Genomic DNA, 23,040 nt, shown 5'->3' on the forward strand with positions numbered 1-23,040 from the left:
TGCCACGGACGTTTCGGGTCTGGAACGATGGGGCCCATGAGCCCAGCAACCCCTCCCACCGAGCGCCGGGTCTCCGCCCGAGTCGGCGCGATCTCCGAGTCCGCCACCCTCGCCGTGGACGCCAAGGCCAAGGCCCTCAAGGCCGCCGGGCGACCGGTGATCGGCTTCGGCGCCGGCGAGCCCGACTTCCCGACGCCGGACTACATCGTCGAGGCCGCCGTAGAGGCGTGCAAGAACCCGAAGTACCACCGCTACACGCCGGCCGGCGGCCTGCCCGAGCTGAAGGCCGCGATCGCCGCGAAGACCCTGCGCGACTCCGGCTACGAGCCCGACGTCTCGCAGATCCTGGTGACCAACGGTGGCAAGCAGGCGATCTACGAGGCGTTCGCCGCGATCCTCGACCCCGGTGACGAGGTGATCGTTCCGGCTCCGTACTGGACGACGTACCCCGAGTCGATCCGTCTCGCCGGCGGTGTCCCGGTCGAGGTCGTCGCCGACGAGACCACCGGCTACCGGGTCTCGGTCGAGCAGCTGGAGGCGGCCCGCACGGAGAAGACCAAGGTCGTCCTCTTCGTGTCCCCCTCCAATCCGACCGGCGCGGTCTACAGCGAGGCCGACACCAGGGCCATCGGCCAGTGGGCCGTCGAGCACGGCCTGTGGGTGATGACGGACGAGATCTACGAGCACCTCGTCTACGGGGACGCGGCCTCCGTGTCGCTGCCGGCCCTCCTGCCCGAGCTGCGCGACAAGTGCGTCGTGGTCAACGGCGTGGCCAAGACCTACGCGATGACGGGCTGGCGCGTGGGCTGGATCATCGGCCCGAAGGACGTGGTGAAGGCAGCGACGAACCTCCAGTCGCACGCCACGTCCAATGTGTCGAACGTGGCGCAGGTCGCCGCGCTCGCCGCCGTCTCGGGCGAGCTGGACGCCGTCGCCAAGATGCGTGAGGCCTTCGACCGCCGCCGCAAGACCATCGTGCGCATGCTCAGCGAGATCGACGGCGTGGTCTGCCCCGAGCCCGAGGGCGCCTTCTACGCGTACCCCTCCGTGAAGGCCCTCATCGGCAAGGAGATCCGCGGCAAGCGCCCGAAGGACACGGTCGAGCTGGCCGCCCTGATCCTGGAGGAGGCCGAGGTCGCGGTCGTCCCGGGCGAGGCCTTCGGCACGCCGGGCTACCTGCGGCTGTCGTACGCCCTGGGTGACGAGGATCTCGTCGAGGGTGTCTCGCGGATCCAGAAGCTGCTGGCAGAGGCGCGGGACTGACGTTTTTCGTGCTCTGCGCGCGCGTGCGGGCCGCCGACCTACTCACGGTGAGTAGGTCGGCGGCCCGCTTTTCAGTGCGAGCAAGACCACTATCGGGGAAAGCGGTACCGGCACGACAAGGACGTGCGGCAGGATCTTGGGATGGAGCACGTACGTGATGTCTCTGAACTACCGAAAGCTCATCTGCACCTGCACTTCACCGGGTCCATGCGGTCCTCCACCCTGCTGGAGCTGGCCGACAAGTACGGCGTACGGCTGCCCGACGCGCTGACCAGCGGGGAGCCGCCGAAGCTGCGGGCCACGGACGAGCGTGGCTGGTTCCGTTTCCAGCGGCTGTACGACGCGGCACGGTCGTGCCTCAGAGAGCCCGAGGACATTCAGCGGCTGGTGCGCGAGGCCGCCGAAGAGGACGTCAAGGACGGCTCCGGCTGGTTGGAGATCCAGGTCGACCCGACGTCGTACGCGCCTCGTCTGGGCGGGCTGATTCCGGCCCTGGAGGTCATCCTGGACGCGGTGGACTCGGCCGTGCGCGAGACCGGACTCGGGATGCGGGTCCTCGTGGCCGCGAACCGTATGAAGCACCCGCTGGACGCCCGCACGCTGGCCCGCCTCGCCGTGCGGTACGCGGACCGGGGCATCGTCGGCTTCGGCCTCTCCAACGACGAACGACGCGGTATGGCACGGGACTTCGACCGGGCCTTCGCCATCGCGCGCGAGGGCGGGCTGCTGTCGGCCCCGCACGGCGGCGAGCTGACGGGTCCCTCGTCGGTGCGCGACTGCCTGGACGACCTGGACGCCACGCGGATCGGGCACGGGGTGCGGGCCGCCGAGGACCCGCGTCTGCTGAAGCGGCTCGCGGACCGTGGGGTGACCTGCGAGGTGTGCCCGGCGTCGAACGTCGCCCTAGGGGTGTACGAAAAGCCGGAGGACGTCCCCCTGCGCACGCTCTTCGAGGCCGGGGTCCCTTTGGCGCTCGGCGCGGACGACCCGCTGCTCTTCGGGTCGCGGCTGGCCGCCCAGTACGAGATCGCGCGACGCCATCACGGCTTCACTGACGCCGAACTGGCCGAGCTGGCACGGCAGTCGATCCGGGGGTCGGCGGCGCCGGAGGACGTCAAGGAGAAGCTGCTGTCCGGGGTCGACGACTGGCTCGCATGAGCCGCGGTCACAGGCTGACGCCCACCGTCACGGGTTCGTTGACCAGCGTGATCCCGAAGGCGTCGTGGACTCCGGCGACGACCTCGCGGGCCAGTGCGAGCAGGTCCTCCGTGGTGGCCCCGCCCCGGTTGGTGAGGGCAAGGGTGTGCTTGGTGGAGATGCGCGCCGGGCCGGTGCCGTAGCCCTTGGTGAAGCCCGACTTGTCGATCAGCCAGGCCGCGGAGGTCTTGGTGTGCCCGTCCCCCGCCGAGTACGCGGGCGGGGTGACGCCGGCACCCAAACGCGCCTCCACGCGCGCGTGGAACGCGGCGAACTCCTCGTCCGTGAGGATCGGGTTGGTGAAGAACGACCCCGCCGACCACGTGTCGTGGTCCTCGGGATCGAGGACCATGCCCTTGCCGGAGCGCAGCTTCAGAACGGTCTCGCGAGCGGCCGCGAGGGGCACGCGGTCGCCGGGCTCGACACCGAGGGCGCGGGCCGTCTCGGCGTACTTGATCGGCGCGGAGAGCCCGGCCGCGTCCTCCAGCGCGAAGCGGACCCGCAGGACGACGAAGCGCTCGGGGTCGGCCTTGAACCGGCTGTGGCGGTACGAGAAGGCGCACTCGGCGTTCGCAACGGTGACCGTCTCGCGGGTCTTCCGGTCGTAGGCGATCACCTCGGTGATCGTCGACGACACTTCCTGGCCGTACGCGCCTACGTTCTGGATCGGCGTCGCACCCGCCGAGCCGGGGATGCCGGCGAGACACTCGACGCCCGCGAGGCCGGCCTCGACGGTGCGGGCGACCGCGTCGGTCCACACCTCGCCGGCGGCCAGCTCCAGCGCCGTACCGTCGAGTTCGAAGCCGCGCGTGGCGATGCGCAGGGCGGTTCCCGCGAAGCCCTTGTCACCGATGACCAGGTTGGATCCGCCACCGATGAGCAGCAGCGGAGTACCCGTGTCATCGGCCTCGCGGACGGCGGCGATCACCTCGGCGTCGGTCGTCGCGGTGATCAGGCGCTTGGCGGGGCCGCCGAGCCGGAATGTGGTCAGTGGGGCCAGTGGGGCGTCGTGGAGTTCCTGCACGTGCACAAGGGTACGAGAACGGCCCCGCCGGGCAGGGCGGGGCCGTTCTCCGCGGGGCTCGGTCACAGGCGTCGGAGCGCGTCCGCCCAGTCCAGCGGGAGGTCGTCCGTCGTCACCGTCCAGGTGGCGAACTTCGCGTCCCGCATCTGAGGAGCGAGGCCCCGGGCGGTCGGCGCGTGAACGCCGCCGTGCGCGAAGGCCTTGAGCGCCGCGGGCGACTCCCAGGCGGACAGGGTCCAGAAGGTGCGCCGCAGCGGCGCGGCCTTCAGCGTGGCACCGTACGCGCCGGGCGCCCTGCTCACCTGCCGCCAGACACCCGGGGTCCTGGCGAGGAACCTGAGCGCTCCCCAGAGAGTGCGGGTTTCGAAGCGGGAGGCGAAGACATGGACCTCGGCGTGGTCCGGCGGGATGTTCGGCATGGTCCAGGGGAGGGTGGGCATGGCCGTGCTCCTTCCAGGTTTGGTTTCTGGATCCACTGTGAAAACAGAAGGTTCGTTTTCCGGACTCAGCGCGAGGCGGTCTCCAGCACCGGCGCGGGCGCCGTCTCGGCCCCGGTGTCTGCCTCGGCGGCGTCCCGCGTCCTGGCCTCGGCAGTGCGGCGCCGGGCCGGGATGAACAGGGCCGCGACGCCCGCCAGGGCCACCGCGGAGGCGCCGACCCACAGCGCCGGCCGGATGCCGTCCACGAAGGTCTGGCCGCTCTCGTAGCCGCCCTGGGCGGAGAAGATCGAGGCCATCACCGCGATACCGAGCGCGCCACCGACCTCGCGCAGCGCGTTGTTGGCGCCGGACGCGATTCCCTGCTCATGCCCCTTGACGCTGGACATGACCAGGCTGGAGGCCGGGGCGAAGAAGAGGGACATTCCGATGCCGCTGATGATCAGGGCGGGCAGTTGCGCGGCGAACGAGGTGTCGGTCGCGACGATGGAGGCGAACCAGCCCAGTCCGACGGCCTGCAGGAACAGGCCCACGGCGACGACCGGGCGGCCGCCGATCCGGTCGGACAGATAGCCGGCGATGGGCGCGACGATCATCGGCATGCCGGTCCAGGGCAGCATCCGCAGTCCCGCCTCGGTGGGCGAGTAGCCGAGAACGCCCTGCATGTACTGGCTGAGCAGGAAGATCGAGCCGAACATGCCGAGGAACATCAGCAGGCTGGCCGCGTTGATCCCGGCGAAGGCGCGGCTGCGGAACAGCCGCATCGGCAGCATCGCGTGCCGGGCACGGCTGCCGTGCAGCACGAAGCCGACAAGCAGAGCCGTGCCCGCGAACAGGCCCAGGATCACCAGTTCGTCGGTCCAGCCGACGATGGGCGCGCGGACCAGGCCGTACACGATGCCGAACAGCCCGCCGCTGGCCAGCAGGGTGCCGCGGATGTCGAGCGGAGCGCCCGAGCCGTACGACTCCGAGAGGCGGAGCCGGGCGAGCGGCAGCAGGGCCAGGCCGAGCGGCACGTTCAGCCAGAAGATCCAGCCCCAGGAGACGTGTTCGGTGAGGCTGCCGCCGATGAGTGGCCCGGAAGCGACCGCGAGACCGTTGACGGCACCCCAGATCCCGTAGGCCATACCGCGCTTGGCGGCGGGAACGGCTGCCGTCAGCAGGGTCAGCGTCAGCGGCATCATGATCGCCGCACCGACGCCCTGCACCGCGCGGGCGGCGATCAGCGAGTCGATGCCGGGCGCCATGGCAGCGGCGGCCGAGGCCCCGGTGAAGATCGCGATTCCGGCGAGGAAGAGCCGACGGCGGCCGTACCGGTCGCCCAGGGCCGCGCCGAACATCAGCAGGACGGCGAAGGTGAGCGTGTACGCGCTCACGGTCCATTCCAGGTCGTCGAGCCCTCCCCCGAGGTCCTCTCGGATCGAGGGCAGTGCGGTGGTGACGACGAGGTTGTCGAGCGCCGCCATGAACCCGGCGACGCTGGTGATGACGAGTGCCCAGGCTGTGCCCCCGCGACGTGCTGTCTCCTGTGACATCGCTCCCCCAGAAGGTTGATTAGTTATTGATGACTAACTTTCATGATCGTGAAAATGCACCGATCCGCACCGTCCCCGCTTCAGCCTTTCTCGAGCCGGCCCTTGGCCCCAGCCGAGGGATAGAGCCCTTCCCACACCCGGTGTTCGGGCGGAAAGCCCATGGACACCAGGGAGTTGATGAGCATCCCGTGAGCCATGAAGGTCGTGGTCTCGCCGAGGTCGGCGCCGAGCGACAGATGGACGGTGTCCCACAGGCGCATCCAGCCCGCCCGCGCCGCCTCGCCGAGCTCATGGTCACCGGCCTCCTCGGCGGCGCCCACCGCGACGTACACCTGCATCTGCATCAGCAGCCGCTCCGGCTGCTCCGCGATGACTTTGGTGTACGCGTCCGCCATGGCATGCAGGGCCTCTTCGCCCTCCAGGCCCTTGGCCGCCTCCTCGAAGGTTCGGCGAATATCCTCCGTGCAGCGCTCCGCCGCCGCGAGGAAGATCGCCTTCTTGCCCGGGAAGAGGCGGAAGAGATACGGCTGCGAGACGCCCACACGCTTGGCGATCGCCTCGGTGGACGTGCCGTAGTAGCCACCCCGGGCGAACTCGCTCATCGCCGCGCGAATGACGCTCTCACGCCTCTCTTCCGCGCTCATCCTGACCATGGGACTAAGTTAGTGGCCAATCACTACCTAAGTCAAGTGGTGGCGCGGCCCCTACAGAGCCGATGGATGGCGTGGGCCCGTACAGAGCTCATGGACGGGGAGAAATCATCGGTCATGAGTGGCGAGAGCTCATCGGTGGGAGGTCTCCCGGCTGAGGAGGTCTCTTGAAGTAAGGGGCACGCCTCCATAGAGGGTGCCCCTTACTCAAGAGCTTGCGGGCTCCGACGGCCCAAGCGCTACCCTCAGGCCAGTCGTACGACCGCCCGCGACATCCCCAGGACCTTCTGGCCCGCGCTCATCGCCGTGAGGTCGACGCGCACGGTGTTGTCGTCCAGCTTGGCCCCGACCTTGGCGCTGACGTCGATCGTGGCTCCCGTGTCGTCGTTCGGGACGACGACGGGCTTGGTGAAGCGCACGCCGTACTCGACGACGGCACCCGGATCGCCCACCCAGTCGGTGACCACCCGGATCGCCTCGGCCATCGTGAACATGCCGTGCGCGATGACATCGGGGAGGCCGACCTCCACCGCGAACTTCTCGTTCCAGTGGATCGGATTGAAGTCCCCGGAGGCACCCGCGTACTGCACGAGCGTGGCTCGGGTCACCGGAAAGGCCTGGGCCGGCAGTTCGGTGCCGACCTCCACATCCTCGTACGCGATCTTCGCCGTCATACGTGTCAGCCCTCCTCTGCCGCGCGGGCCACGAGCTTGGTCCAGGCGGTCACCACATGCTCGCCCGCCTCGTCGTGGACCTCGCCGCGGATGTCCAGGATGTCGTTGCCCGCGAGGGACTTGATCGCCTCAATGGTCGAGGTGACCGTGAGCCGGTCGCCCGCGCGCACCGGGCGCGTATAGGCGAACTTCTGGTCGCCGTGCACCACGCGGCTGTAGTCGAGGCCCAGTTGAGGGTCCTGGATGACCTGCCCCGCGGCCTTGAAGGTGATCGTGAACACAAACGTGGGCGGGGCGATCACGTCGGAGTGGCCGAACGCCTTGGCGGCTTCGGCGTCCGTGTACGCGGGGTTGGGGTCTCCCACCGCTTCCGCGAACTCGCGGATCTTCTCCCGGCCGACCTCATAGGGGTCGGTGGGCGGGTAGGACCGCCCCACGAAGGACTGGTCGAGCGCCATGGGCTCGGTACCTCCTGTGTTCGCTGTGATTGCCCGAACTGAGCGTTCGTTCTGGCCGGCCCGGTCGGCCGACAACGACGCGAGGCCGCCCCCATTCTGCTGGGGACGGCCTCGCGTACGAGCCTGATTTATCGCGTTTCGCGGTGCGCGGTGTGCGCGTTGCAACGCGGGCAGTGCTTCTTCATCTCAAGACGGTCCGGGTTGTTACGCCGGTTCTTCTTGGTGATGTAGTTCCGCTCCTTGCACTCCACGCAGGCCAGCGTGATCTTCGGGCGGACGTCGGTGGCAGCCACGTGAGTGCTCCTTGACGAACGGATGGGACAGGGTTTAACGCACAGACATAAAAGAGTAGCCGATCGAAGGACCGACCCCACAATCGGCTACTGTCAGTAGCGGTGACCGGACTTGAACCGGTGACACAGCGATTATGAGCCGCTTGCTCTACCGACTGAGCTACACCGCTGCGATGCGATCGGGCCCCGCCTCGCGGCGGGAACCTCTCGCACCAGAGCCCCAATACGGAATCGAACCGTAGACCTTCTCCTTACCATGGAGACGCTCTGCCGACTGAGCTATTGGGGCGAGCGATGAAGACATTACACGCTCGGCCACCGATCGCCCAAATCCGTTTCGCGGCACCTGCCCCACCCCGTTCCAGGACGTTCCCCTGCGCTTCCCAGGAGTTCCATCCGCTCCTCACACCCAGCGGACCACACCGGTACTACTATTCCGCTCCTCCTCGAAGCGCGCCGATCGCCATCCTAGGCTCGACTCACGCTGCGTGATCAGGTGTCCCTCTCCGCAGCCGCCGAGCCCCAGGAGCGCGATGCCCGACAGTCAGCCGCCGCAGCCCCCTCCCTCGTCCCCCTCGCCGGGCCCAGGCGAGGGCTCCGCACTGCTGCTGTGCGGTGCGCGGCTGACCGACGGCCGGACCGTGGACGTGCGGCTGGGCGGCGGGCGCATCGAGGCGGTCGGTACCGCCGGCAGCCTCCACGCGCACGCCGCGCGCGTGGACCTCGCCGGCTATCTGCTCCTTCCGGCCCCCGCGGAGGCGCACGCCCACAGCGACACGGCCCTGTCGGCCGACGGCGACGGTCCGGTCTCGTACGACGGTCAGGACGTCCAGCGCCGTACGACCGAGGCCGCGCTGCTGCAACTCGGACACGGGGCCACGGCGTTGCGCTCACATGTGCACGTGGGCGATGTGCAGGGGCTCGGCGCGCTGACGGCGGTGCTCCGGGCGCGGCGGGCGCTGCGGGGCCTCGTCGAGCTGACGGCGGTGGCGATGCCGCGGGTACTGACCGGGCTCGCCGGGGCCGAAGGGCTGGCGATACTGCGGGACGCGATGAAAATGGGCGCCTCCGTGGTGGGCGGCTGTCCGGATCTCGACCCCGACCCGACGGGGTACGTGGAGGCGGTCCTGGAGGTCGCGTCGGAGCACGGCTGCCCGGTCGATCTGCATACGGACGGTGACGATCCGGCGCGGCTCACGCGGTTCGCGGCCATGGCGGGCGGGCTGCGACCGGGGGTGACGCTCGGTCCGTGCGGCGCTCTCGGCCGGCTGCCCTTCGAGACGGTGACGCGGGCGGCGGATCAGCTCGCCGCGGCCGGAGTGACCGTGGTCTGCCTGCCGCAGGGCGGCTGCTCGGGAGTCGACCGGCGCGGGACGGCTCCCGTACGACTGCTGCAGGCGGCCGGGGTGCGTGTCGCGGCGGGCAGCGGGGCGATGAGGGACCTGTCGAATCCTGTGGGGCGCGGAGATCCGCTGGAAGCGGCGTACCTGCTGGCCTCGCGCTACGGGCTGCGCCCCGAGCACGCCTACACCGCGGTCAGCTCGTCGGCACGGGCGTTGCTGGGGCTGCCCGAGGTGCGTGTGGAGGCGGGTTTCCCGGCCGAGCTGCTCGCCGTACGCGGCGACCGGCTCTCGGGGGCGCTGGCACTGGCGTACAGCCGGATCGTGGTGCACCGGGGTCGGGTGGTGGCGCGGACGAGCGCGGTGCGCGAGTACTGCGGGTCGGCTGCGGCTGTGGCGTTGGACCTGCCTCGGCAGGGGCGGGCCGGGGACCATCTTGAGGGGCCGTCCTGAAGGCCATCTTGAAGGGCCGTCCTGGGGGCTTTGGGCCGGGGCACGCGCGCGTGTGGGGGTTTTCAGGGCCCACGCGCGCGTGGAGGCCTTCGGGGGTTTTAGGCATCCACGCGCGCGCGCCGGGGCTTTCAGCTGTCACCGACGGTGACTGTTTCCTGTGTTTCCTGCCGTCAGAAACCGCCGGGCAGCATCCCGCCCGTGAACGGGTTGCCGGGGCCCGCGAACTCCCCCGCGGGCACCTCGGTGGCGTCGGAGGGGGCGCTGACGTCGGCGGCCTCGCCGAACGTGAGCACCAGCGGGAGCCTTGCGCCCTTCGCGTCCTCCGCGAGGGCGGCGAGGTCGACGGAGACGCGGGTCAGGTCGCCGTTCTTCAAGGAGAAGTCGACGGCTATCTTCTTGTCCGGGGCGTCCTTGAGGTCCTTGCCGGTGGGCAGTTCGGTGCCCGCCGGGAGGTCGTCGGCCAGCGGCCGGAGCTTGTCGAAGACACCCGTGAGCAGGTGGCGGAACGAGGCCTTGGCGATGATCCGTTCGGTGCCGTCGCTGCCTTCCTTGCTGCTGAAGGTGACCTCACGCGCGAAGACACCGCGTACGGCCTTCAGGATCTTCTGCTGGGTCTTGGTGTCGATCTCGCCGGATCCCGAGGCGCCCTTCCCCGACGTCTCGAGCTCGTTGTTGTCGACCTTGACCCACTTGCCCTCGAGAATCCTCTTGAACTCCTTCTCGCCCTCGGGGAGTTCATCGGCCGTGGGGAACGGGAAGCCCATCACGTCGCTGAGCGCCTTCATGTCGGCGCGGTAGTACGTGAAGTCGCCGACAGCCCGGTACTCGACCAGGACGCCGTCGGCCCCGGAGATCCGCATGCCCGTACCCACGAGGTCCTTCTCGCCCGAGTCGGCGAGCGGCTTCTTCGACTCGACGGACACCGTGACCCGCATCCCCGTGAGGAACTTCGCGAGCTCGGGCGGCAGTTCCTCACCCGGATCAGCCTCCCCGGCCAGCTTCGTGAGCGCGGATGGTTCGGCGTCGAGCGCCAACTCGAAGGAGAGCGACTTCTTTTCGCCGAGTGCCTCGACGGCGTGGTCGACCTTCTGCCCGGCGGTGAGGTTCTCGACCGTGCCGCAGGCGGCCGCTCCGGCGAACAGGACAGCGGTGCAGCCGACCGCGGTGAGTGGCTTGCGTAGGGCGGTCATGGCAGGGGTCATGGCGGTGATGACGGTCTCCTTCGGACGCAGCGCGGCGTCGCCCTCGTGACTGAGTGATCGTTCTGGTACCTCATCGATCGATCAGGAGACTCATGAGTTATCCACAGGGTTGTGCGGCACGTGTGGGCGTCCGGGCGTACGGTCGGAAACATGCGCATTGTTATCGCTGGAGGTCATGGTCAGATCGCGCTGCGGCTGGAGCGACTGCTCGCCGCGCGCGGTGACGAGGTAGCGGGAATCATCCGCCGGCCCGAGCAGGGCGACGATCTGCGGGCGGCCGGAGCCGAGCCGATCCTGTGCGATCTGGAGTCGGCCTCGGTCGAGGAGGTCGCCGCGCATCTGCAGGGCGCGGACGCCGCGGTCTTCGCGGCGGGCGCGGGCCCGGGCAGCGGCGCGGCCCGCAAGGACACCGTGGACCGGGGTGCCGCGGTCCTCTTCGCGGATGCCGCGGTGCGGACCGGGGTGCGCCGGTATGTGGTGGTGTCGTCGATGGGCGCGGACCCCTCGCACCCCGGGGACGACGTCTTCGACGTGTACTTGCGCGCCAAGGGCCAGGCCGATGCGTACATCCGCGGGTTCAAGAGCCTGGACTGGACGATCCTGCGCCCCGGAATGCTGACGAACGACGCCGGCACCGGTCTCGTACGCCTGGAGGCCTCCACGGGGCGCGGCCCCATCCCGCGCGACGACGTCGCGGCCGTCCTCGCCGAGCTGGTGGACACATCCGCGACGGCCGGGCTGACACTGGAGCTGATCAGCGGGTCGGTGCCGGTTTCCGTGGCGGTGAAATCGGTGGCGGGAAACTGAGGAGACGGCCGCCGGCCCGAGCCGAGGAGTTGTTGTCGTGTCCGTCGAGGTTCCCGCCGCGCAGGAGTCCCTGCTGCTGAAGATGTACGAGATCTTCAGCACCGATGAACGCGACGCGTTCGTCCCGTACTGCCTGGCCCCGGACGTGGACTGGCCGAACGTCGCCGACGGGGTGCGGTTGCACGGCCACGCCGAGGTACGCGCCTACTGGGCGGCGCAGTTCGAGACCATGCACCCTCTCGTACGGCTGGAGGGGCTGCGCCTGGACGAGGACGGGCACCGCGTGATCGCCACGGTACGTCCGGGGCTGCGGGACGAGGCGGGCGATCACTGGGCGGAGGAGCCGGTCGAGCATGTGTACCGGTTCGGCGCGGACGGTTTGGTGAGCCGGATGGACGTACGCCCGCCCTCGTGACCACGTGACCACGTGACCACGTGACCTCGTGTCCTCGTGATCAGAAGAGGGGGAGCTGGCCGGGGAACTCCGGTACGGCGTACCCGTCCAGCGCGGGCTGGGCCGCCCCGAGCGGCGCCTGCCTGCGCGATCCCGGACATGACACGAGCTCCCCGCTCTCACGCGTGCCAGGCGGATCGTGCCGCGCGAACCGCCCGGCGACGACGGCGATCTCGCGACGGCACTCGGGGCAGTTCCTGCGACGTGACGACATACACCTCAGCGTACGAAGCCAGGACGGCAGCGAGCGCACGACTCGGCTCCCTCGCCTTCGCCTTCGCGGTCCGCTCGGTCCGCAGCACGTCCACGCTCCCGCGCACCGCGTCCCGTACCGCCGGCCGTCCCGATCGCCGTCCCCACACGAACGGAATCCACGCGCATACGAAGAAACCCCCTCCGGTCTGCGTTCTCGCAGATCAGAGAGGGTCTCTCTCAGCGTGGCGGCGCCAGGATTCGAACCTGGGAAGGCTGAGCCGGCAGATTTACAGTCTGCTCCCTTTGGCCGCTCGGGCACACCGCCGGGGTCGCTGCCCGTCGAACCGCCTTGCGGCGGTGCTCCGTGGCAACGACGTAAACGATACCCGATGCCCCGGGGTGCTTCGCCACCCGGTTGATCGGCGCTCGGGGGGTGCTGGGTGGCTAGGCTTATGCGGATGCGGCCCGGGCATTGCGCCGGGCTCGGCGGCCACCCCACGCACGCCGACACGCACCCGATACGCACCCCGATACAAGGAGCCACAGGACATGGCCGACTCCAGTTTCGACATCGTCTCGAAGGTCGAGCGGCAGGAGGTCGACAACGCCCTCAACCAGGCCGCCAAGGAGATCTCGCAGCGCTACGACTTCAAGAACGTGGGCGCCTCCATCTCCTGGTCCGGCGAGAAGATCCTGATGGAGGCGAACTCGGAGGATCGGGTCAAGGCCATCCTCGACGTCTTCCAGTCCAAGCTGATCAAGCGCGGCATCTCCCTCAAGGCGCTGGACGCGGGCGAGCCGCAGCTCTCCGGCAAGGAGTACAAGATCTTCGCCTCGATCGAGGAGGGAATCTCCCAGGAGAACGCGAAGAAGGTCGCGAAGATCATTCGCGACGAGGGCCCGAAGGGCGTGAAGGCCCAGGTGCAGGGCGAGGAGCTGCGGGTCAGCTCGAAGAGCCGCGACGACCTGCAGACCGTGATCTCCCTGCTGAAGGGCAAGGACTTCGACTTCGCCCTGCAGTTCGTCAACTACCGGTGATCTCGCGCTTGTTTGCGCGTACCAGGAAGGGTGGGCACCCGACGGTGCCCACCCTTCCTGCCTGCTGGCTGCGGTCCCAGGGGTGCGCTCAGTTGCGCGAGTTGCCGAACAGGAGGCGGTAGACGATCAGGAGGGCGAGCGAGCCGCCGATCGCGGCGGCCCAGGTCGCGCCGTCGTAGAACTCCTTGGTGATCGGGTGGTCCAGCCAGCGGGCGGATATCCAGCCGCCGATGAACGCGCCCGCGATGCCGATGAGGGTCGTGCCGATGAAGCCGCCGGGGTCACGGCCCGGCAGCAGGAACTTGGCGATGGCTCCGGCCAGCAGCCCCAGAATGATCCAGCTGATGATGCCCATGCCGTAAACCTGCCCCTCTGTGCTGTGCCCGTGCTGTGATCTTGCTCTCGTCAGGCTTTGTTCTTGCCGCTCTGGTGCCGCTGCGTGGCTGTGTCTGTGCCGCGGTTCTTGCCTGTTCGTACTTGCTGTCGTTGGGAAGGACGCCGTGGCGGCGTCGGCCGGTTGCACTGATCAGTGGCGTGGACACCGCGCCGGCGCTCAGGCGAGCCGGACGTCGATGCCGCCGCCCGCAAGGAATGCGAGCAACTCCTCGAAGGTCGCCGGACGGTCGTCGGTGCGCGGAATGAGGCCGAGGCAGAGGCGGGCGACCTGCGCCTCGTGCCAGAGCAGGCTGAAGGGCCGCCTGGCACCCCAGCGGCCGCGGAGGCAGTCGTCGAGGGCGCTGAGGCCCCAGCCGAAGTACCCACCGGGGCCGTTGACGGCTTCGCCGAGCGCACAGAAGAAGCCGGCCTGGTCGGTGATGTGCCGCCCGTCGAGGTGGTACGTGGTGCCGGGCGGCGCATCGGGTGCGGAGGCGTCCCGGTTCTCCCGAGCGGTGTCGAGCCAGAAGGCGCGGCCCGCCTCGCCGCACCGCGCCCACAGGTTGGGCTCGGACGGGCGCCCCTCGTCCCACAGCTCCCAGACTTCCTGGGCCGCGGCCGGTGGCCGCTCGGACCAGGGTTCCAGCGTGAGGTCCACCAGGCCGCGGCCACGGCCGGACGGGATCCATGCGATGAGCTCGCCCTCGACGGCGGACTGAACGGTGCGGCCGGTCGCGTCGAGGCGTACCAGCTTGGCGTGGCCGAGGTCCTCCTCCCCCGCTTCCAGCGCCGTGCGCAGGGCTCCGCGCGGGGAACAGCCGAGCAGCCGTACGGACGGTTCGACGAGGTCCGGCTGGTCCTGGACGAACGCCAAGTCCCGGCAGCTGCCGCTCGGCTCGTTCCGCGCGCCCAGCAGCCGGTAGCCCGGGGAGAGCGGCGGGCACTGCGGATAGTCGAACGCGTTGTGCGGGGACTCGCGGGCTTCGATCGTGATGTCGCGCAGCGACAGATCACGCGCGCACGGGCGGTCCCCGAGGACGCGTACGTCCTCCAGGTACCACTCTTCGACGCGCTCGCCCTTCTTGTCGAGGATCTCCAGGGCGAGGAAGCCGAGGGGCGCCGAACCCGCGGCACGCGCGCGTGTGACGGCGGTACTCAACCCGCCTTCGGGCGCGCAGCCGAGCAGCTCGTACGTCCCGCGCGTTGGGGGCCGCGGATCGCCGAAGAGGTTCTCGGCGTCCGCGCAGAGGGCCCAGACGTCGTCCTCCTCGGCGTCGATGTCATACGCCGCCAACGCGTACTTCGGCTGCCGCACCCCCGGCGCCGCTCTACCAGCGTGACGCGAACGGCTGGTCCGTACGCACGATTTCGCGCCCCAAGGGGAACAGCGAGACCGGGATCAGTTTGAAGTTGGCGATCCCCAGGGGGATGCCGATGATCGTGATGCACTGGAGGAAGCCGGTGACGATGTGGGCGAGAGCGAGCCACCAGCCCGCGAGGACCACCCACAGGATGTTTCCGATGAAGGAGGGCGCGCCCGCATCGGAGCGCTCGACCGTCATATAGCCGAACGGCCACAGGGCGTAGACGCCGATACGGAACGCCGCGATGCCGAACGGAATTCCGATGATGGTGATGCAGAGCAGCACGCCCGCGAACAAGTAGCCGAGGAACAGCCAGAATCCGCTCAGGAAGAGCCATATGACATTCAGGATTGTCTTCACTGGTGTCGACCTGCCATCTGTTCGAGCCGGGCAATACGCTCCGCCATCGGTGGATGCGTGGAGAACATCCTGGACATCCCCTGGCCCGGACGGAAGGGGTTGGCGATCATCATGTGGCTTGCGGTCTCGAGGCGCGGCTCGGGGGGCAGCGGAAGCTGCTTCGTGCCCGCCTCGAGCTTGCGCAGGGCGCTCGCGAGCGCCAGCGGGTCGCCGGTCAGCTGGGCGCCGGACGCATCGGCCTCGTACTCCCTGGAGCGGCTGATGGCCAGCTGGATCAGGGATGCGGCGAGCGGACCCAGGATCATGATCATCAGCATGCCGAGGATGCCGGGGCCGTCGTCGTCGTCGGAGCGGCCGATCGGGATGAGCCAGGCGAAGTTGACCAGGAACATGATCACGGAAGCGAGGGCTCCGGCGACCGACGAGATCAGGATGTCGCGGTTGTAGACATGGCTCAGCTCGTGGCTGATGACGCCGCGCAGCTCACGCTCGTCCAGGATGCGCAGGATGCCCTCGGTGCAGCACACGGCCGCGTTGCGCGGGTTGCGGCCCGTCGCGAACGCGTTGGGGGCCTCGGTCGGGGAGATGTACAGGCGCGGCATGGGCTGGCGGGCCTGGGTGGAGAGTTCGCGGACCATCCTGTACAGAGCCGGGGCCTCGAACTCGCTCACCGGGCGGGCGCGCATCGCGCGTAGCGCCAGCTTGTCGCTGTTCCAGTACGCGTAAGCGTTGGTGCCGATCGCGATGACCAGCGCGACGACGAGGCCGGTACGCCCGAAGAAGCTGCCGATGGCGATGATGAGTGCGGACAGTCCCCCGAGGAGTACGGCGGTCCTGAGCCCGTTGTGCCGGCGGTGCACGGTACGCCCTCCAAGTCGTGCGGCAGGGGAACCCTTCGCTTGCTGATGTCTGCCACTGACCCGTGATTCCACGTGTCCAGTGGACCCTCCCTCACTGGTCAACGCCAGGCGGGGAGCTCCAGTTCCCTTGTGCGCACGGCGGCGAGCGTGGGCCGTCCGGGTGAGGCCGGACATCGTCCGGTACACGCGCGTGCGGGTCGCGTGCGGTTCGCGTGCGGGTCGGGTGCCCACGCGCGCGTGCGGGATGCGGTCAGCGGCTCAGAACAGGCCGGTGTCCGAGAAGCGCAGGACCAGCTGGGGCGCGCCGGAGAGGGCGACTCCAAGGACCGCGGTCAGCGCGATCGCGGCGGTCAGCGGGGCCGGGACGCGGTGCGTCTCGGGCTCGCCTTCGGGAGCGCGGAACAGGAGCGTCGTCCATTGGAGGTAGTAGAAGAGCGCGATCACGACGTTGACGGCCATGACCACGGCGAGCCAGCCGAGGCCCGCGTCCACGGCCGCCGAGAATACGGTGACCTTCGCGAAGAGGCCGATGATGCCCGGCGGCAGTCCCGCGAGGCAGAGCAGGAAGAAGCCCAGGGCGAGCGCGGAGAGAGGACGCGAGGCGTACAGGCCGCGGTAGTCGCTGATGCGGTTCAGCGGTTTGGTGCGGGCCACCAGGGCGGCCACGGCGAAGGCACCGAGGTTCACGGCGGCGTACATCAGGGCGTACGCGACGGTGGAGCCGATGGCTTTCTCGGCGTCCTGGGAGTACGCGGCGGCGGCGATCGGCACCAGGAGGTAGCCGGCCTGGCCGACGGAGGACCAGGCGAGCAGGCGGACCGCGCTGTACGCGCGCGTGGCCTGCTGTCGCAGGGCGGCGGCGTTGCCGATCGTCATGGTGAGCGCGGCGAGGACGGCGAGTGCCGGGCCCCAGACGTCCGCGTACGACGGGAGGGCGATCACGGTGACGAGGATCAGCCCGGTGAAGCCGACCGCCTTGCCGACGACCGACAAGTAGGCGGCGACCGGCAGGGGCGCCCCTACGTAGGTGTCGGGCACCCAGAAGTGGAAGGGCACGGCGGCCGTTTTGAAGGCGAAGCCGACCAGGGTGAGGACGACGCCCGCCTGGGCGAGCGTGTGCAGTTGTCCGTCGACGTCCTGGATCTTGGTGGCGATCTCGGTGAGGTACAGGGTGCCGGTGGACGCGTAGACGAAGCTGACGCCCATGAGGCTCACAGCGGTCGCGGTGACCGAGGACAGGAAGAACTTCAGGGCCGCTTCGGAGGACTTCCTGTCGCCGTGTTTTATGCCGACGAGGGCGAAGGCGGGCAGTGAGGCGACTTCCAGGGCGACGATGAGGGTCGCCAGGTCGCGTGAGGCGGGCAGCAGGGCGGCGCCGGCTGCCGAAGAGAGCAGCAGGAACCAGAACTCCCCTTCGGGGAGGTCCCTTTTGGCGTCCTTGAGTGCGGTGACGGAGAGGAGGGCCGCCAGGAGGGCTCCGCCGAGGACCAGGAACTGGATGACGAGCGTGAACCGGTCGGCCGTGTAGCTGCAGACGTCCCCGCCGCCCTGCAGGCAGAAGGTGGAGCGGTCGCCGTCCAGGATCGGCAGCAGCATCAGAGTGGACGCGGCGAGTCCCGCGACGGAGACCCAGCCGAGCAGGGCCTTCTTGGCATCGCCCACGAAGAGGTCGGCGACGAGCACCACGAGGCCGACGACCGCCGCGATGGTGGGTGGAGCGATCGCGAGCCAGTCGACGGACTGGACCAGGGACTGGGCCAGGGGGCTCATCGGGTGCCTCCTGCGAGGAGCTGCTGCACGGCCGGGTCGGTCAGCCCGAGGAGGGCCTTGGGCCAGAGTCCGGCGACGACGGTGAGGACGACGAGCGGGGTCCAGGCGGCGAACTCGTACATCTGGACGTCCGCGAGCTTCGGACCCTCCTGCGGGGCCGCGCCCATGCAGACGCGGCGTACCACGATGAGCATGTACGCGGCGGTGAGCAGGGTGCCGAACGCGGCGATCGCCATGAAGGTCAGGAACGTGGGGCGGCTGAGGTCGTCGGCGGGATCGAACGCGCCGAACAGGGCCAGCATTTCGCCCCAGAATCCGGCGAGGCCCGGCAGGCCGAGCGAGGCGACGGCGCCGAAGGCGAGCAGGCCGCCGAGGCGCGGTGCCTTGCCGTAGAGGGCGGCGCCGGTCTTCTCCGCGAGCGTGTCGAGGTCCGTTGTGCCCGTACGGTCCTTGAGCGCGCCGACCAGGAAGAACAGCAGGCCGGTGATGAGGCCGTGGGCGATGTTCGCGAAGAGTGCGCCGTTCACGCCGGTCGGGGTCATCGTGGCGATGCCGAGGAGTACGAAGCCCATGTGGCCGACGGAGGAGTAGGCGATGAGGCGCTTGAGATCGCCCTTCGCGCCCTGCTTGGCGAGGGTCAGACAGGCGAGGGATCCGTAGATGATCCCGACGACGGCGAAGGCGGCGAGGTAGGGCGCGAAGGTCCGCATGCCGTCCGGCGCGACAGGCAGCAGGATGCGCACGAACCCGTACGTGCCCATCTTCAGCAGAACACCGGCCAGCAGGACGGAACCGACGGTCGGAGCGGCGGTGTGCGCGTCCGGCAGCCAGCTGTGCAACGGCCACATCGGCGTCTTGACCGCGAGCCCGATTCCGATCGCCAAAACAGCGATGACCTGCACGGATGTGGTCAGCGACCGGCCGTTGTCAGTGGCGAGTGCCACCATGTCGAATGTGCCGGACTTGAGCCCGACGAGGAGCAGGCCCAGCAGCATGACGACGGAGCCGAGCAGTGTGTAGAGGATGAACTTCCAAGCGGCTTGGGTCCGTTCCTCACCGCCCCAGCGGGCGATGAGGAAGTACATCGGGATGAGCACCATCTCGAACGCGAGGAAGAAGAGCAGAAGGTCGAGGACGGCGAAGGTCGCGAGGGTGCCGGACTCGAGGACAAGCAGCAGTGCGACGAAGGCCTTCGGGGTCGGGCCCGCAGGCGTTTTGAAGTAGGAGTACAGCGCGCAGAGGAAGGTCAGCAGCGCGGTCAGGACCAGAAGGGGGAGGGAAATGCCGTCGGTGCCGAGGTGGATCCGCACGTCCAGCGCGGGGATCCAGCTGATGTCCGTCGTGGCCTGCATCCTCGACGGCTGGTCGTGGTCGAAGCCGAGCGCCAGGACGATCGCGGCGATGAGCACGGCGCCGGTGACGGTCACGCCGTGCCGCAGCACTGCTTGTTCGGGCGACTTCCCCTTCAGTCCCGGCGGGGCGGGCAGGAGAGCGGCGGCCGCGCCGAGGAGCGGGCCGACGACGACGAACGCCAGAAGGAACTGCATCACGGACTCGCTGATATCGATCACGCCCGCTCACGCTCCCGTGGCGACTAGGAGGGCGGCGACCGCCAGGACGACGGTGCCTGCGAGCAGTGCGCTCACATAGGTCTGCACATTGCCGGTCTGGGCGCGCCTGACCGCCGCGCCGAGCAGGCGGGGCAGCTCACCCGCGCCGCGTACGTAGGTGTCGACGACCTCGCGGTCGAGGAACCGGACGAGTGTGGCTCCGGCCTGGACCGGGCGGACGAAGAGCGCCGCGTAGACGGCGTCGAGGTGGAAGCCGACAGCGGCGTGGCGGTGCAGCGGGCCCAGCAGCAGGCGCCCGGGGTCCGAAGGGTCGGGCGCGGACGCCACGTCTCCGTACGCGGGTGCGTGGCTGGCGATGGCCTCGGCTTCGACGAGTGCCGCGTCGCCCTCGGGGTGGGCCGCGACCGCACCCAGCGGTACGCGGGCGGCCATCGCGGTGGTGTGCCGCCAGGCGCCGTAGGTGACGATGCCGCCGACCAGGGCGATGCCCGTGCCGAGCATGGAAGTGGTGAGCGTCGGGGTCAGGTCGTGTCCGTCGAACCAGTCGGGCAACAGGCCGGTGGTGAGCCCGAAGGCGAGCGACGGGACGGCGAGCACCCACAGCACGGCGTTCATGGCGAGGGGCTGCCTGCCGTGGTCGGGTGCCTCGGCTCCGTGGCCGCGGAAGGCGAGCAGCCACAGGCGCATCGCGTACGCGGCGGTGAGCAGGGCGGTGACCAGGCCGGCGACGAGGACGATCCAGCCTGCCGAGCTGGGCACGTTCTCGGCGTGACCGGTGGCGGCGTGTTCGGCGACTCCCAGCACGGCTTCCTTGGAGAAGAAGCCGCTGAAGGGCGGGATCGCGGCGAGGGCGAGGAGCGCCACGGTCATCGTCCAGTAGGCGTCGGGGACGCGGGCGCGCAGGTCCTTCATGCGGGACATGGCGGCCAGTGAGTTGGTGCCGGCGGCGTGGATGATCACGCCCGCCGCGAGGAACAGCAGCGCCTTGAAGGCGCCGTGCGCAAGGAGGTGGAAGACGGCGGCGCCGCGGTCGCCGACGGCGAGGGCGCCGGTCATGTAGCCGAGCTGCCCGATCGTCGAGTACGCGAGGACGCGCTTGATGTCGTCCTGGGCGAGCGCGGCGAGCCCCGAGCCGGCCATCGTGACCGCGGCCATGACGGCGAGGACGACCAGCGCTGCCGCGGAGGCGGCGAAGACCGGGAGGAGCCGGGCGATGAAGTAGACACCGGCGGCGACCATCGTCGCGGCGTGGATCAGCGCGGAGACGGGTGTGGGGCCGGCCATCGCGTCGGGCAGCCAGGTGTGGAGCGGGAACTGCGCCGACTTGCCCGCCACACCGGCCAGGAGCAGCAGGGCGATCAGCGTCGGGTGGTCGAGTGAGCCGCTCGCGACCGCGCCCAGGACCTTCGTGATGCGGAAGGAGCCGGCGTCGGTGGCGAGGGCGAACAGGCCGATGAGGAAGGGGATGTCGCCGAGCTTGGTGACCAGGAAGGCCTTGATGGAGGCGGCACGGGCCTCGGGGGTCTCCCAGTAGTGGCCGACGAGGAAGTACGAGCAGATGCCCATGATCTCCCAGCCGACCAGCAGCAGCATCAGGTCGCCGGAGTAGACGACGAGCAGCATCGCGGAGGTGAAGAGGGAGACGAGAGCGGCGTACGAGGGGTAGCGCGGGTCGTCGCGCAGATAGCCCGTCGAGTAGATCTGCACGCAGGACGCGACCACGCCGACCAGGACGGCGACGAGAGCGGCGAAGCCGTCGATGTGCAGGGCGAGTTCGATGGGGACCGAGCCGGTGGGAGTGAGCTCGGTGGCGGCGTCGACGGCCTGGTCGCCGCCCTGGCGTACGGCGACGAGGACGGCGAGCGCCAGGGCGGTCACCGAGGGCAGGACCGCGAGGGGACGTACGAACCCGGGGGCCGTGCGGCCCAGGAGCAGGCCGGCGGCGGCGCCGAGGAACGGAAGGAGAGGAACGAGGACGGCGAGGGTCGTGGTGGTCACGCGGTGGCCTCAGCCTTCTCGGCCTGCGCGGGCGCGGCGGATTCGGGGCCGTCGTCGGTCTCGGCGGTGTCGCGGAGCTTGTCGATGTCCGAGGTGCCGCGGTTGCGGTAGACGGCGAGGACGATCGCCAGGCCGATGCCGATCTCGGCTGCGGCGATGGCGATGGTGAACAGGGTCAGCGCCTGGCCGGAGTGCAGGGTGTCCTGGGCGGTCTTGCTGAGCCAGACGTCGAAGGCGACCAGGTTGAGGTTGACGGCGTTGAGCATCAGCTCGACGGACATCAGGACCAGGATCGCGTTGCGGCGCGCGAGGACCCCGTACAGGCCCGTGCAGAAGAGAAGGGCGGAGAGCACGGCGGGATAGGCGAGATGCATCAGCGGGCGCCTTCCTTGCGTTCCTTGCGCGGGGGCTGCGTGGGCTGCTCGTCGGCGGCCGCCTTGCGGGAGAGGACGATCGCGCCGACCAGGGCGGCGAGCAGCAGGACCGAGAGTGCTTCGAAGGGGAGCACCCAGCTCTGGAAGAGGCTCGCGCCGGTGACCGCGGTGGAGCCGGCGGCGGCGCCGTCCAGGTCGATCCACGTCGTCCGGAAGGCGTCGACGACCACCCATACGAGGGCGGCGGCCGCTGCGACCGCGACGGTCAGGGCGGCCCAGCGGTTGCCGGAGTCGGCGTCCGGGGAGCGGCCGATGGGGGCCTTGGTGAGCATCAGACCGAAGAGGAGGAGTACGACGACGGAACCGACGTAGATGAGGACCTGCACCCAGGCGATGAACTCGGCGGTGAGCAGGAGGTATTCGACGGCGAGGCCGCCGAGCGCCACGACCAGCCACAGGGCGGCGTGCACCAGTTGCCTGGTCGTGACGGTGACGACGGCCGCGCCGAGGGTGACGAGGCCGACGAGGAGGAAGGCGATCTCGACGCCGGTCGGGGAGAGGAAGCCCCGGGTGTCAGCGGCGGTGGTCGTCGCCTGGGCCGCTGTGGCTGCGGCTCTGCCGGTGAGGGTGGCCGTGGCTACCGCGAGGCTCACGTTGCGCCTCCCTCGGGCTGCGTCGGGCCGGAGCCTTCGGGCTCGGACCCGCCGGAAGCGGAAGCCTCGGTGTCGGCCTCGGCGGAGGACTCGGCCTCGGCGGAGGACTCGGCCTCGGCGGAGGCCTGGGCCTGGGCCTGGGCTGCCTGCTCGGCGGCGAGTTTGTCGGCGGCCTTGCGGGCGGCGGCGACCTCCTTGGGCTCCTCGGCGCCGGGGTCGAGGGCGGGTGGGGCCGGGACGGTCCACATCCACTCGCGGAGCCTGTCGCGTTCGTGGGTGAGTTCGTGGATGTCGGTCTCCGCGTACTCGAACTCCGGGGACCAGAACAGCGCGTCGAAAGGACACACCTCGATGCAGATACCGCAGTACATGCACAGGGCGAAGTCGATTGCGAAGCGGTCGAGGACGTTGCGGCTGCGCTCGCGGCCGCCGGGCGCGGCGGGCGGGACCGTCTCCTTGTGGGAGTCGATGTAGATGCACCAGTCCGGGCACTCGCGGGCGCACAGCATGCAGACCGTGCAGTTCTCCTCGAAGAGGCCGATGACGCCGCGGCTGCGGGGCGGGAGTTCGGGCTGGGCGTCCGGGTACTGCGCGGTGTGCGCGCGCTTCGTCATCGTGCGCAGGGTGACGGCCAGGCCCTTGGCGAGGCCGCTGCCGGGGATACGGGACCGAGTGGGCGGGAGGGACTCAGCCAT

At 69.7% G+C, this 23,040-nt stretch carries 25 protein-coding genes and 3 tRNA genes; 6 read left to right on the forward strand and 22 right to left on the reverse strand.

The window, feature by feature from the left end; translation table 11 throughout:
* Nucleotides 1–36 precede the first annotated feature (36 nt).
* Nucleotides 37–1,263 (forward strand): pyridoxal phosphate-dependent aminotransferase, encoded by a 1,227-nt coding sequence (locus FGD71_RS24265; protein WP_119102621.1) that lies wholly within the window; start codon nucleotides 37–39, stop codon nucleotides 1,261–1,263.
* Between the two features lie 141 nt (nucleotides 1,264–1,404).
* Nucleotides 1,405–2,421 (forward strand): adenosine deaminase, encoded by a 1,017-nt coding sequence (locus tag FGD71_RS24270; protein WP_119102622.1) that lies wholly within the window; start codon nucleotides 1,405–1,407, stop codon nucleotides 2,419–2,421.
* A 7-nt stretch (nucleotides 2,422–2,428) separates the two neighbouring features.
* On the opposite strand, the gene FGD71_RS24275 is transcribed toward FGD71_RS24270, so the two are convergent.
* From FGD71_RS24275 to FGD71_RS24315, 9 genes are all read right to left on the reverse strand, one after another.
* Nucleotides 2,429–3,484, reverse strand: coding sequence for a UDP-N-acetylmuramate dehydrogenase (locus FGD71_RS24275; protein WP_240436732.1), 1,056 nt, complete (start codon nucleotides 3,482–3,484; stop codon nucleotides 2,429–2,431).
* 62 nt (nucleotides 3,485–3,546) lie between these two features.
* Nucleotides 3,547–3,924: a DUF3291 domain-containing protein gene (locus tag FGD71_RS24280; RefSeq protein WP_119102624.1), complete on the reverse strand. Its 378-nt coding sequence runs from the start codon at nucleotides 3,922–3,924 to the stop codon at nucleotides 3,547–3,549.
* A gap of 65 nt (nucleotides 3,925–3,989) precedes the next feature.
* Entirely contained in the window at nucleotides 3,990–5,456 is a 1,467-nt protein-coding gene (locus FGD71_RS24285) for a DHA2 family efflux MFS transporter permease subunit (RefSeq protein WP_119102625.1), read from the reverse strand.
* 80 nt (nucleotides 5,457–5,536) lie between these two features.
* Nucleotides 5,537–6,109, reverse strand: a complete 573-nt coding sequence (locus FGD71_RS24290; protein WP_181359262.1) for a TetR/AcrR family transcriptional regulator — start codon at nucleotides 6,107–6,109, stop codon at nucleotides 5,537–5,539.
* 242 nt (nucleotides 6,110–6,351) lie between these two features.
* A complete protein-coding gene (locus FGD71_RS24295) occupies nucleotides 6,352–6,780 on the reverse strand; it encodes a MaoC family dehydratase (RefSeq protein ID WP_119102626.1) in 429 nt (142 codons plus the stop codon).
* Between the two features lie 5 nt (nucleotides 6,781–6,785).
* Nucleotides 6,786–7,238 (reverse strand): MaoC family dehydratase N-terminal domain-containing protein, encoded by a 453-nt coding sequence (locus FGD71_RS24300; RefSeq protein WP_119102627.1) that lies wholly within the window; start codon nucleotides 7,236–7,238, stop codon nucleotides 6,786–6,788.
* Between the two features lie 128 nt (nucleotides 7,239–7,366).
* A complete protein-coding gene (gene rpmG / locus FGD71_RS24305) occupies nucleotides 7,367–7,531 on the reverse strand; it encodes a 50S ribosomal protein L33 (RefSeq protein ID WP_003948671.1) in 165 nt (54 codons plus the stop codon).
* 97 nt (nucleotides 7,532–7,628) lie between these two features.
* Nucleotides 7,629–7,701, reverse strand: a tRNA-Met gene (locus FGD71_RS24310).
* A gap of 46 nt (nucleotides 7,702–7,747) precedes the next feature.
* Nucleotides 7,748–7,820 (reverse strand) — tRNA-Thr (locus tag FGD71_RS24315).
* 244 nt (nucleotides 7,821–8,064) lie between these two features.
* Here FGD71_RS24315 and FGD71_RS24320 point away from each other — a divergent pair.
* The gene (locus FGD71_RS24320; RefSeq protein WP_119102628.1) at nucleotides 8,065–9,324 is read left to right on the forward strand and encodes an amidohydrolase family protein; all 1,260 of its coding nucleotides are present in this window, start codon (nucleotides 8,065–8,067) and stop codon (nucleotides 9,322–9,324) included.
* 170 nt (nucleotides 9,325–9,494) lie between these two features.
* Here FGD71_RS24320 and FGD71_RS24325 read toward each other — a convergent pair whose 3' ends face one another.
* Nucleotides 9,495–10,514 carry a hypothetical protein gene (locus FGD71_RS24325; protein WP_240436733.1) on the reverse strand — a complete coding sequence of 340 codons (1,020 nt, stop codon included), beginning with the start codon at nucleotides 10,512–10,514 and terminating at the stop codon, nucleotides 9,495–9,497.
* Between the two features lie 162 nt (nucleotides 10,515–10,676).
* On the opposite strand from FGD71_RS24325, the gene FGD71_RS24330 reads away from it, so the two are divergent.
* Both FGD71_RS24330 and FGD71_RS24335 read left to right on the forward strand, forming a co-directional pair.
* Nucleotides 10,677–11,333: an SDR family oxidoreductase gene (locus FGD71_RS24330; protein WP_119102660.1), complete on the forward strand. Its 657-nt coding sequence runs from the start codon at nucleotides 10,677–10,679 to the stop codon at nucleotides 11,331–11,333.
* 37 nt (nucleotides 11,334–11,370) lie between these two features.
* Entirely contained in the window at nucleotides 11,371–11,748 is a 378-nt protein-coding gene (locus FGD71_RS24335) for a nuclear transport factor 2 family protein (RefSeq protein ID WP_240436734.1), read from the forward strand.
* A 40-nt stretch (nucleotides 11,749–11,788) separates the two neighbouring features.
* Here FGD71_RS24335 and FGD71_RS24340 read toward each other — a convergent pair whose 3' ends face one another.
* Both FGD71_RS24340 and FGD71_RS24345 read right to left on the reverse strand, forming a co-directional pair.
* The gene (locus FGD71_RS24340; protein WP_119102630.1) at nucleotides 11,789–12,001 is read right to left on the reverse strand and encodes a hypothetical protein; all 213 of its coding nucleotides are present in this window, start codon (nucleotides 11,999–12,001) and stop codon (nucleotides 11,789–11,791) included.
* A gap of 224 nt (nucleotides 12,002–12,225) precedes the next feature.
* Nucleotides 12,226–12,307, reverse strand: a tRNA-Tyr gene (locus FGD71_RS24345).
* Between the two features lie 224 nt (nucleotides 12,308–12,531).
* Between FGD71_RS24345 and FGD71_RS24350 the strand changes: the two genes are divergently transcribed.
* Complete coding sequence (locus FGD71_RS24350) at nucleotides 12,532–13,020, forward strand: YajQ family cyclic di-GMP-binding protein (protein WP_119102631.1); 489 nt, start codon at nucleotides 12,532–12,534, stop codon at nucleotides 13,018–13,020.
* An 88-nt stretch (nucleotides 13,021–13,108) separates the two neighbouring features.
* Here FGD71_RS24350 and FGD71_RS24355 read toward each other — a convergent pair whose 3' ends face one another.
* The 10 genes from FGD71_RS24355 to FGD71_RS24400 form a co-directional block, all read right to left on the reverse strand.
* Entirely contained in the window at nucleotides 13,109–13,375 is a 267-nt protein-coding gene (locus FGD71_RS24355; RefSeq protein WP_119102632.1) for a GlsB/YeaQ/YmgE family stress response membrane protein, read from the reverse strand.
* A gap of 198 nt (nucleotides 13,376–13,573) precedes the next feature.
* The gene (locus FGD71_RS24360; RefSeq protein WP_119102633.1) at nucleotides 13,574–14,710 is read right to left on the reverse strand and encodes a barstar family protein; all 1,137 of its coding nucleotides are present in this window, start codon (nucleotides 14,708–14,710) and stop codon (nucleotides 13,574–13,576) included.
* A 13-nt stretch (nucleotides 14,711–14,723) separates the two neighbouring features.
* A complete protein-coding gene (locus FGD71_RS24365; protein ID WP_119102634.1) occupies nucleotides 14,724–15,119 on the reverse strand; it encodes a YccF domain-containing protein in 396 nt (131 codons plus the stop codon).
* Nucleotides 15,116–15,979 (reverse strand): zinc metalloprotease HtpX, encoded by an 864-nt coding sequence (gene htpX / locus FGD71_RS24370; protein WP_119102635.1) that lies wholly within the window; start codon nucleotides 15,977–15,979, stop codon nucleotides 15,116–15,118. The genes FGD71_RS24365 and htpX overlap by 4 nt, the downstream gene beginning before the upstream one ends.
* 258 nt (nucleotides 15,980–16,237) lie before the next feature.
* Nucleotides 16,238–17,749 (reverse strand): NADH-quinone oxidoreductase subunit N, encoded by a 1,512-nt coding sequence (locus FGD71_RS24375; RefSeq protein ID WP_119102636.1) that lies wholly within the window; start codon nucleotides 17,747–17,749, stop codon nucleotides 16,238–16,240.
* Complete coding sequence (locus tag FGD71_RS24380; protein WP_119102637.1) at nucleotides 17,746–19,320, reverse strand: NADH-quinone oxidoreductase subunit M; 1,575 nt, start codon at nucleotides 19,318–19,320, stop codon at nucleotides 17,746–17,748. The genes FGD71_RS24375 and FGD71_RS24380 overlap by 4 nt, the downstream gene beginning before the upstream one ends.
* A 6-nt stretch (nucleotides 19,321–19,326) precedes the next feature.
* Complete coding sequence (locus FGD71_RS24385; protein ID WP_119102638.1) at nucleotides 19,327–21,318, reverse strand: NADH-quinone oxidoreductase subunit 5 family protein; 1,992 nt, start codon at nucleotides 21,316–21,318, stop codon at nucleotides 19,327–19,329.
* A complete protein-coding gene (nuoK, locus tag FGD71_RS24390) occupies nucleotides 21,315–21,692 on the reverse strand; it encodes an NADH-quinone oxidoreductase subunit NuoK (protein ID WP_119102639.1) in 378 nt (125 codons plus the stop codon). Before nuoK ends, FGD71_RS24385 begins: the two co-directional genes overlap by 4 nt.
* Entirely contained in the window at nucleotides 21,692–22,345 is a 654-nt protein-coding gene (locus FGD71_RS24395; protein ID WP_119102640.1) for an NADH-quinone oxidoreductase subunit J family protein, read from the reverse strand. The genes nuoK and FGD71_RS24395 overlap by 1 nt, the downstream gene beginning before the upstream one ends.
* The gene (locus tag FGD71_RS24400) at nucleotides 22,342–23,040 is read right to left on the reverse strand and encodes a NuoI/complex I 23 kDa subunit family protein (protein WP_119102641.1); all 699 of its coding nucleotides are present in this window, start codon (nucleotides 23,038–23,040) and stop codon (nucleotides 22,342–22,344) included. The genes FGD71_RS24395 and FGD71_RS24400 overlap by 4 nt, the downstream gene beginning before the upstream one ends.

Source organism: Streptomyces sporangiiformans, assembly GCF_005768555.2.
GTDB lineage: Bacteria > Actinomycetota > Actinomycetes > Streptomycetales > Streptomycetaceae > Streptomyces > Streptomyces sporangiiformans.

Excerpts from the sequence above, each read along its gene's own strand:
- FGD71_RS24350 (WP_119102631.1), top strand. The coding sequence starts at position 12,532 with ATGGCCGACTCCAGTTTCGACATCGTCTCGAAGGTCGAGCGGCAGGAG.
- FGD71_RS24270 (WP_119102622.1), top strand. The coding sequence starts at position 1,405 with ATGGAGCACGTACGTGATGTCTCTGAACTACCGAAAGCTCATCTGCAC.
- FGD71_RS24300 (WP_119102627.1), bottom strand. The coding sequence starts at position 7,238 with ATGGCGCTCGACCAGTCCTTCGTGGGGCGGTCCTACCCGCCCACCGAC.
- FGD71_RS24325 (WP_240436733.1), bottom strand. The coding sequence starts at position 10,514 with ATGACCGCCCTACGCAAGCCACTCACCGCGGTCGGCTGCACCGCTGTC.
- FGD71_RS24355 (WP_119102632.1), bottom strand. The coding sequence starts at position 13,375 with ATGGGCATCATCAGCTGGATCATTCTGGGGCTGCTGGCCGGAGCCATC.
- FGD71_RS24375 (WP_119102636.1), bottom strand. The coding sequence starts at position 17,749 with ATGAGCCCCCTGGCCCAGTCCCTGGTCCAGTCCGTCGACTGGCTCGCG.
- FGD71_RS24320 (WP_119102628.1), top strand. The coding sequence starts at position 8,065 with ATGCCCGACAGTCAGCCGCCGCAGCCCCCTCCCTCGTCCCCCTCGCCG.
- FGD71_RS24330 (WP_119102660.1), top strand. The coding sequence starts at position 10,677 with ATGCGCATTGTTATCGCTGGAGGTCATGGTCAGATCGCGCTGCGGCTG.
- nuoK (WP_119102639.1), bottom strand. The coding sequence starts at position 21,692 with ATGCATCTCGCCTATCCCGCCGTGCTCTCCGCCCTTCTCTTCTGCACG.
- FGD71_RS24295 (WP_119102626.1), bottom strand. The coding sequence starts at position 6,780 with ATGACGGCGAAGATCGCGTACGAGGATGTGGAGGTCGGCACCGAACTG.
- FGD71_RS24400 (WP_119102641.1), bottom strand. The coding sequence starts at position 23,040 with ATGGCTGAGTCCCTCCCGCCCACTCGGTCCCGTATCCCCGGCAGCGGC.
- FGD71_RS24290 (WP_181359262.1), bottom strand. The coding sequence starts at position 6,109 with ATGGTCAGGATGAGCGCGGAAGAGAGGCGTGAGAGCGTCATTCGCGCG.
- FGD71_RS24340 (WP_119102630.1), bottom strand. The coding sequence starts at position 12,001 with ATGTCGTCACGTCGCAGGAACTGCCCCGAGTGCCGTCGCGAGATCGCC.
- FGD71_RS24285 (WP_119102625.1), bottom strand. The coding sequence starts at position 5,456 with ATGTCACAGGAGACAGCACGTCGCGGGGGCACAGCCTGGGCACTCGTC.
- FGD71_RS24265 (WP_119102621.1), top strand. The coding sequence starts at position 37 with ATGAGCCCAGCAACCCCTCCCACCGAGCGCCGGGTCTCCGCCCGAGTC.
- FGD71_RS24280 (WP_119102624.1), bottom strand. The coding sequence starts at position 3,924 with ATGCCCACCCTCCCCTGGACCATGCCGAACATCCCGCCGGACCACGCC.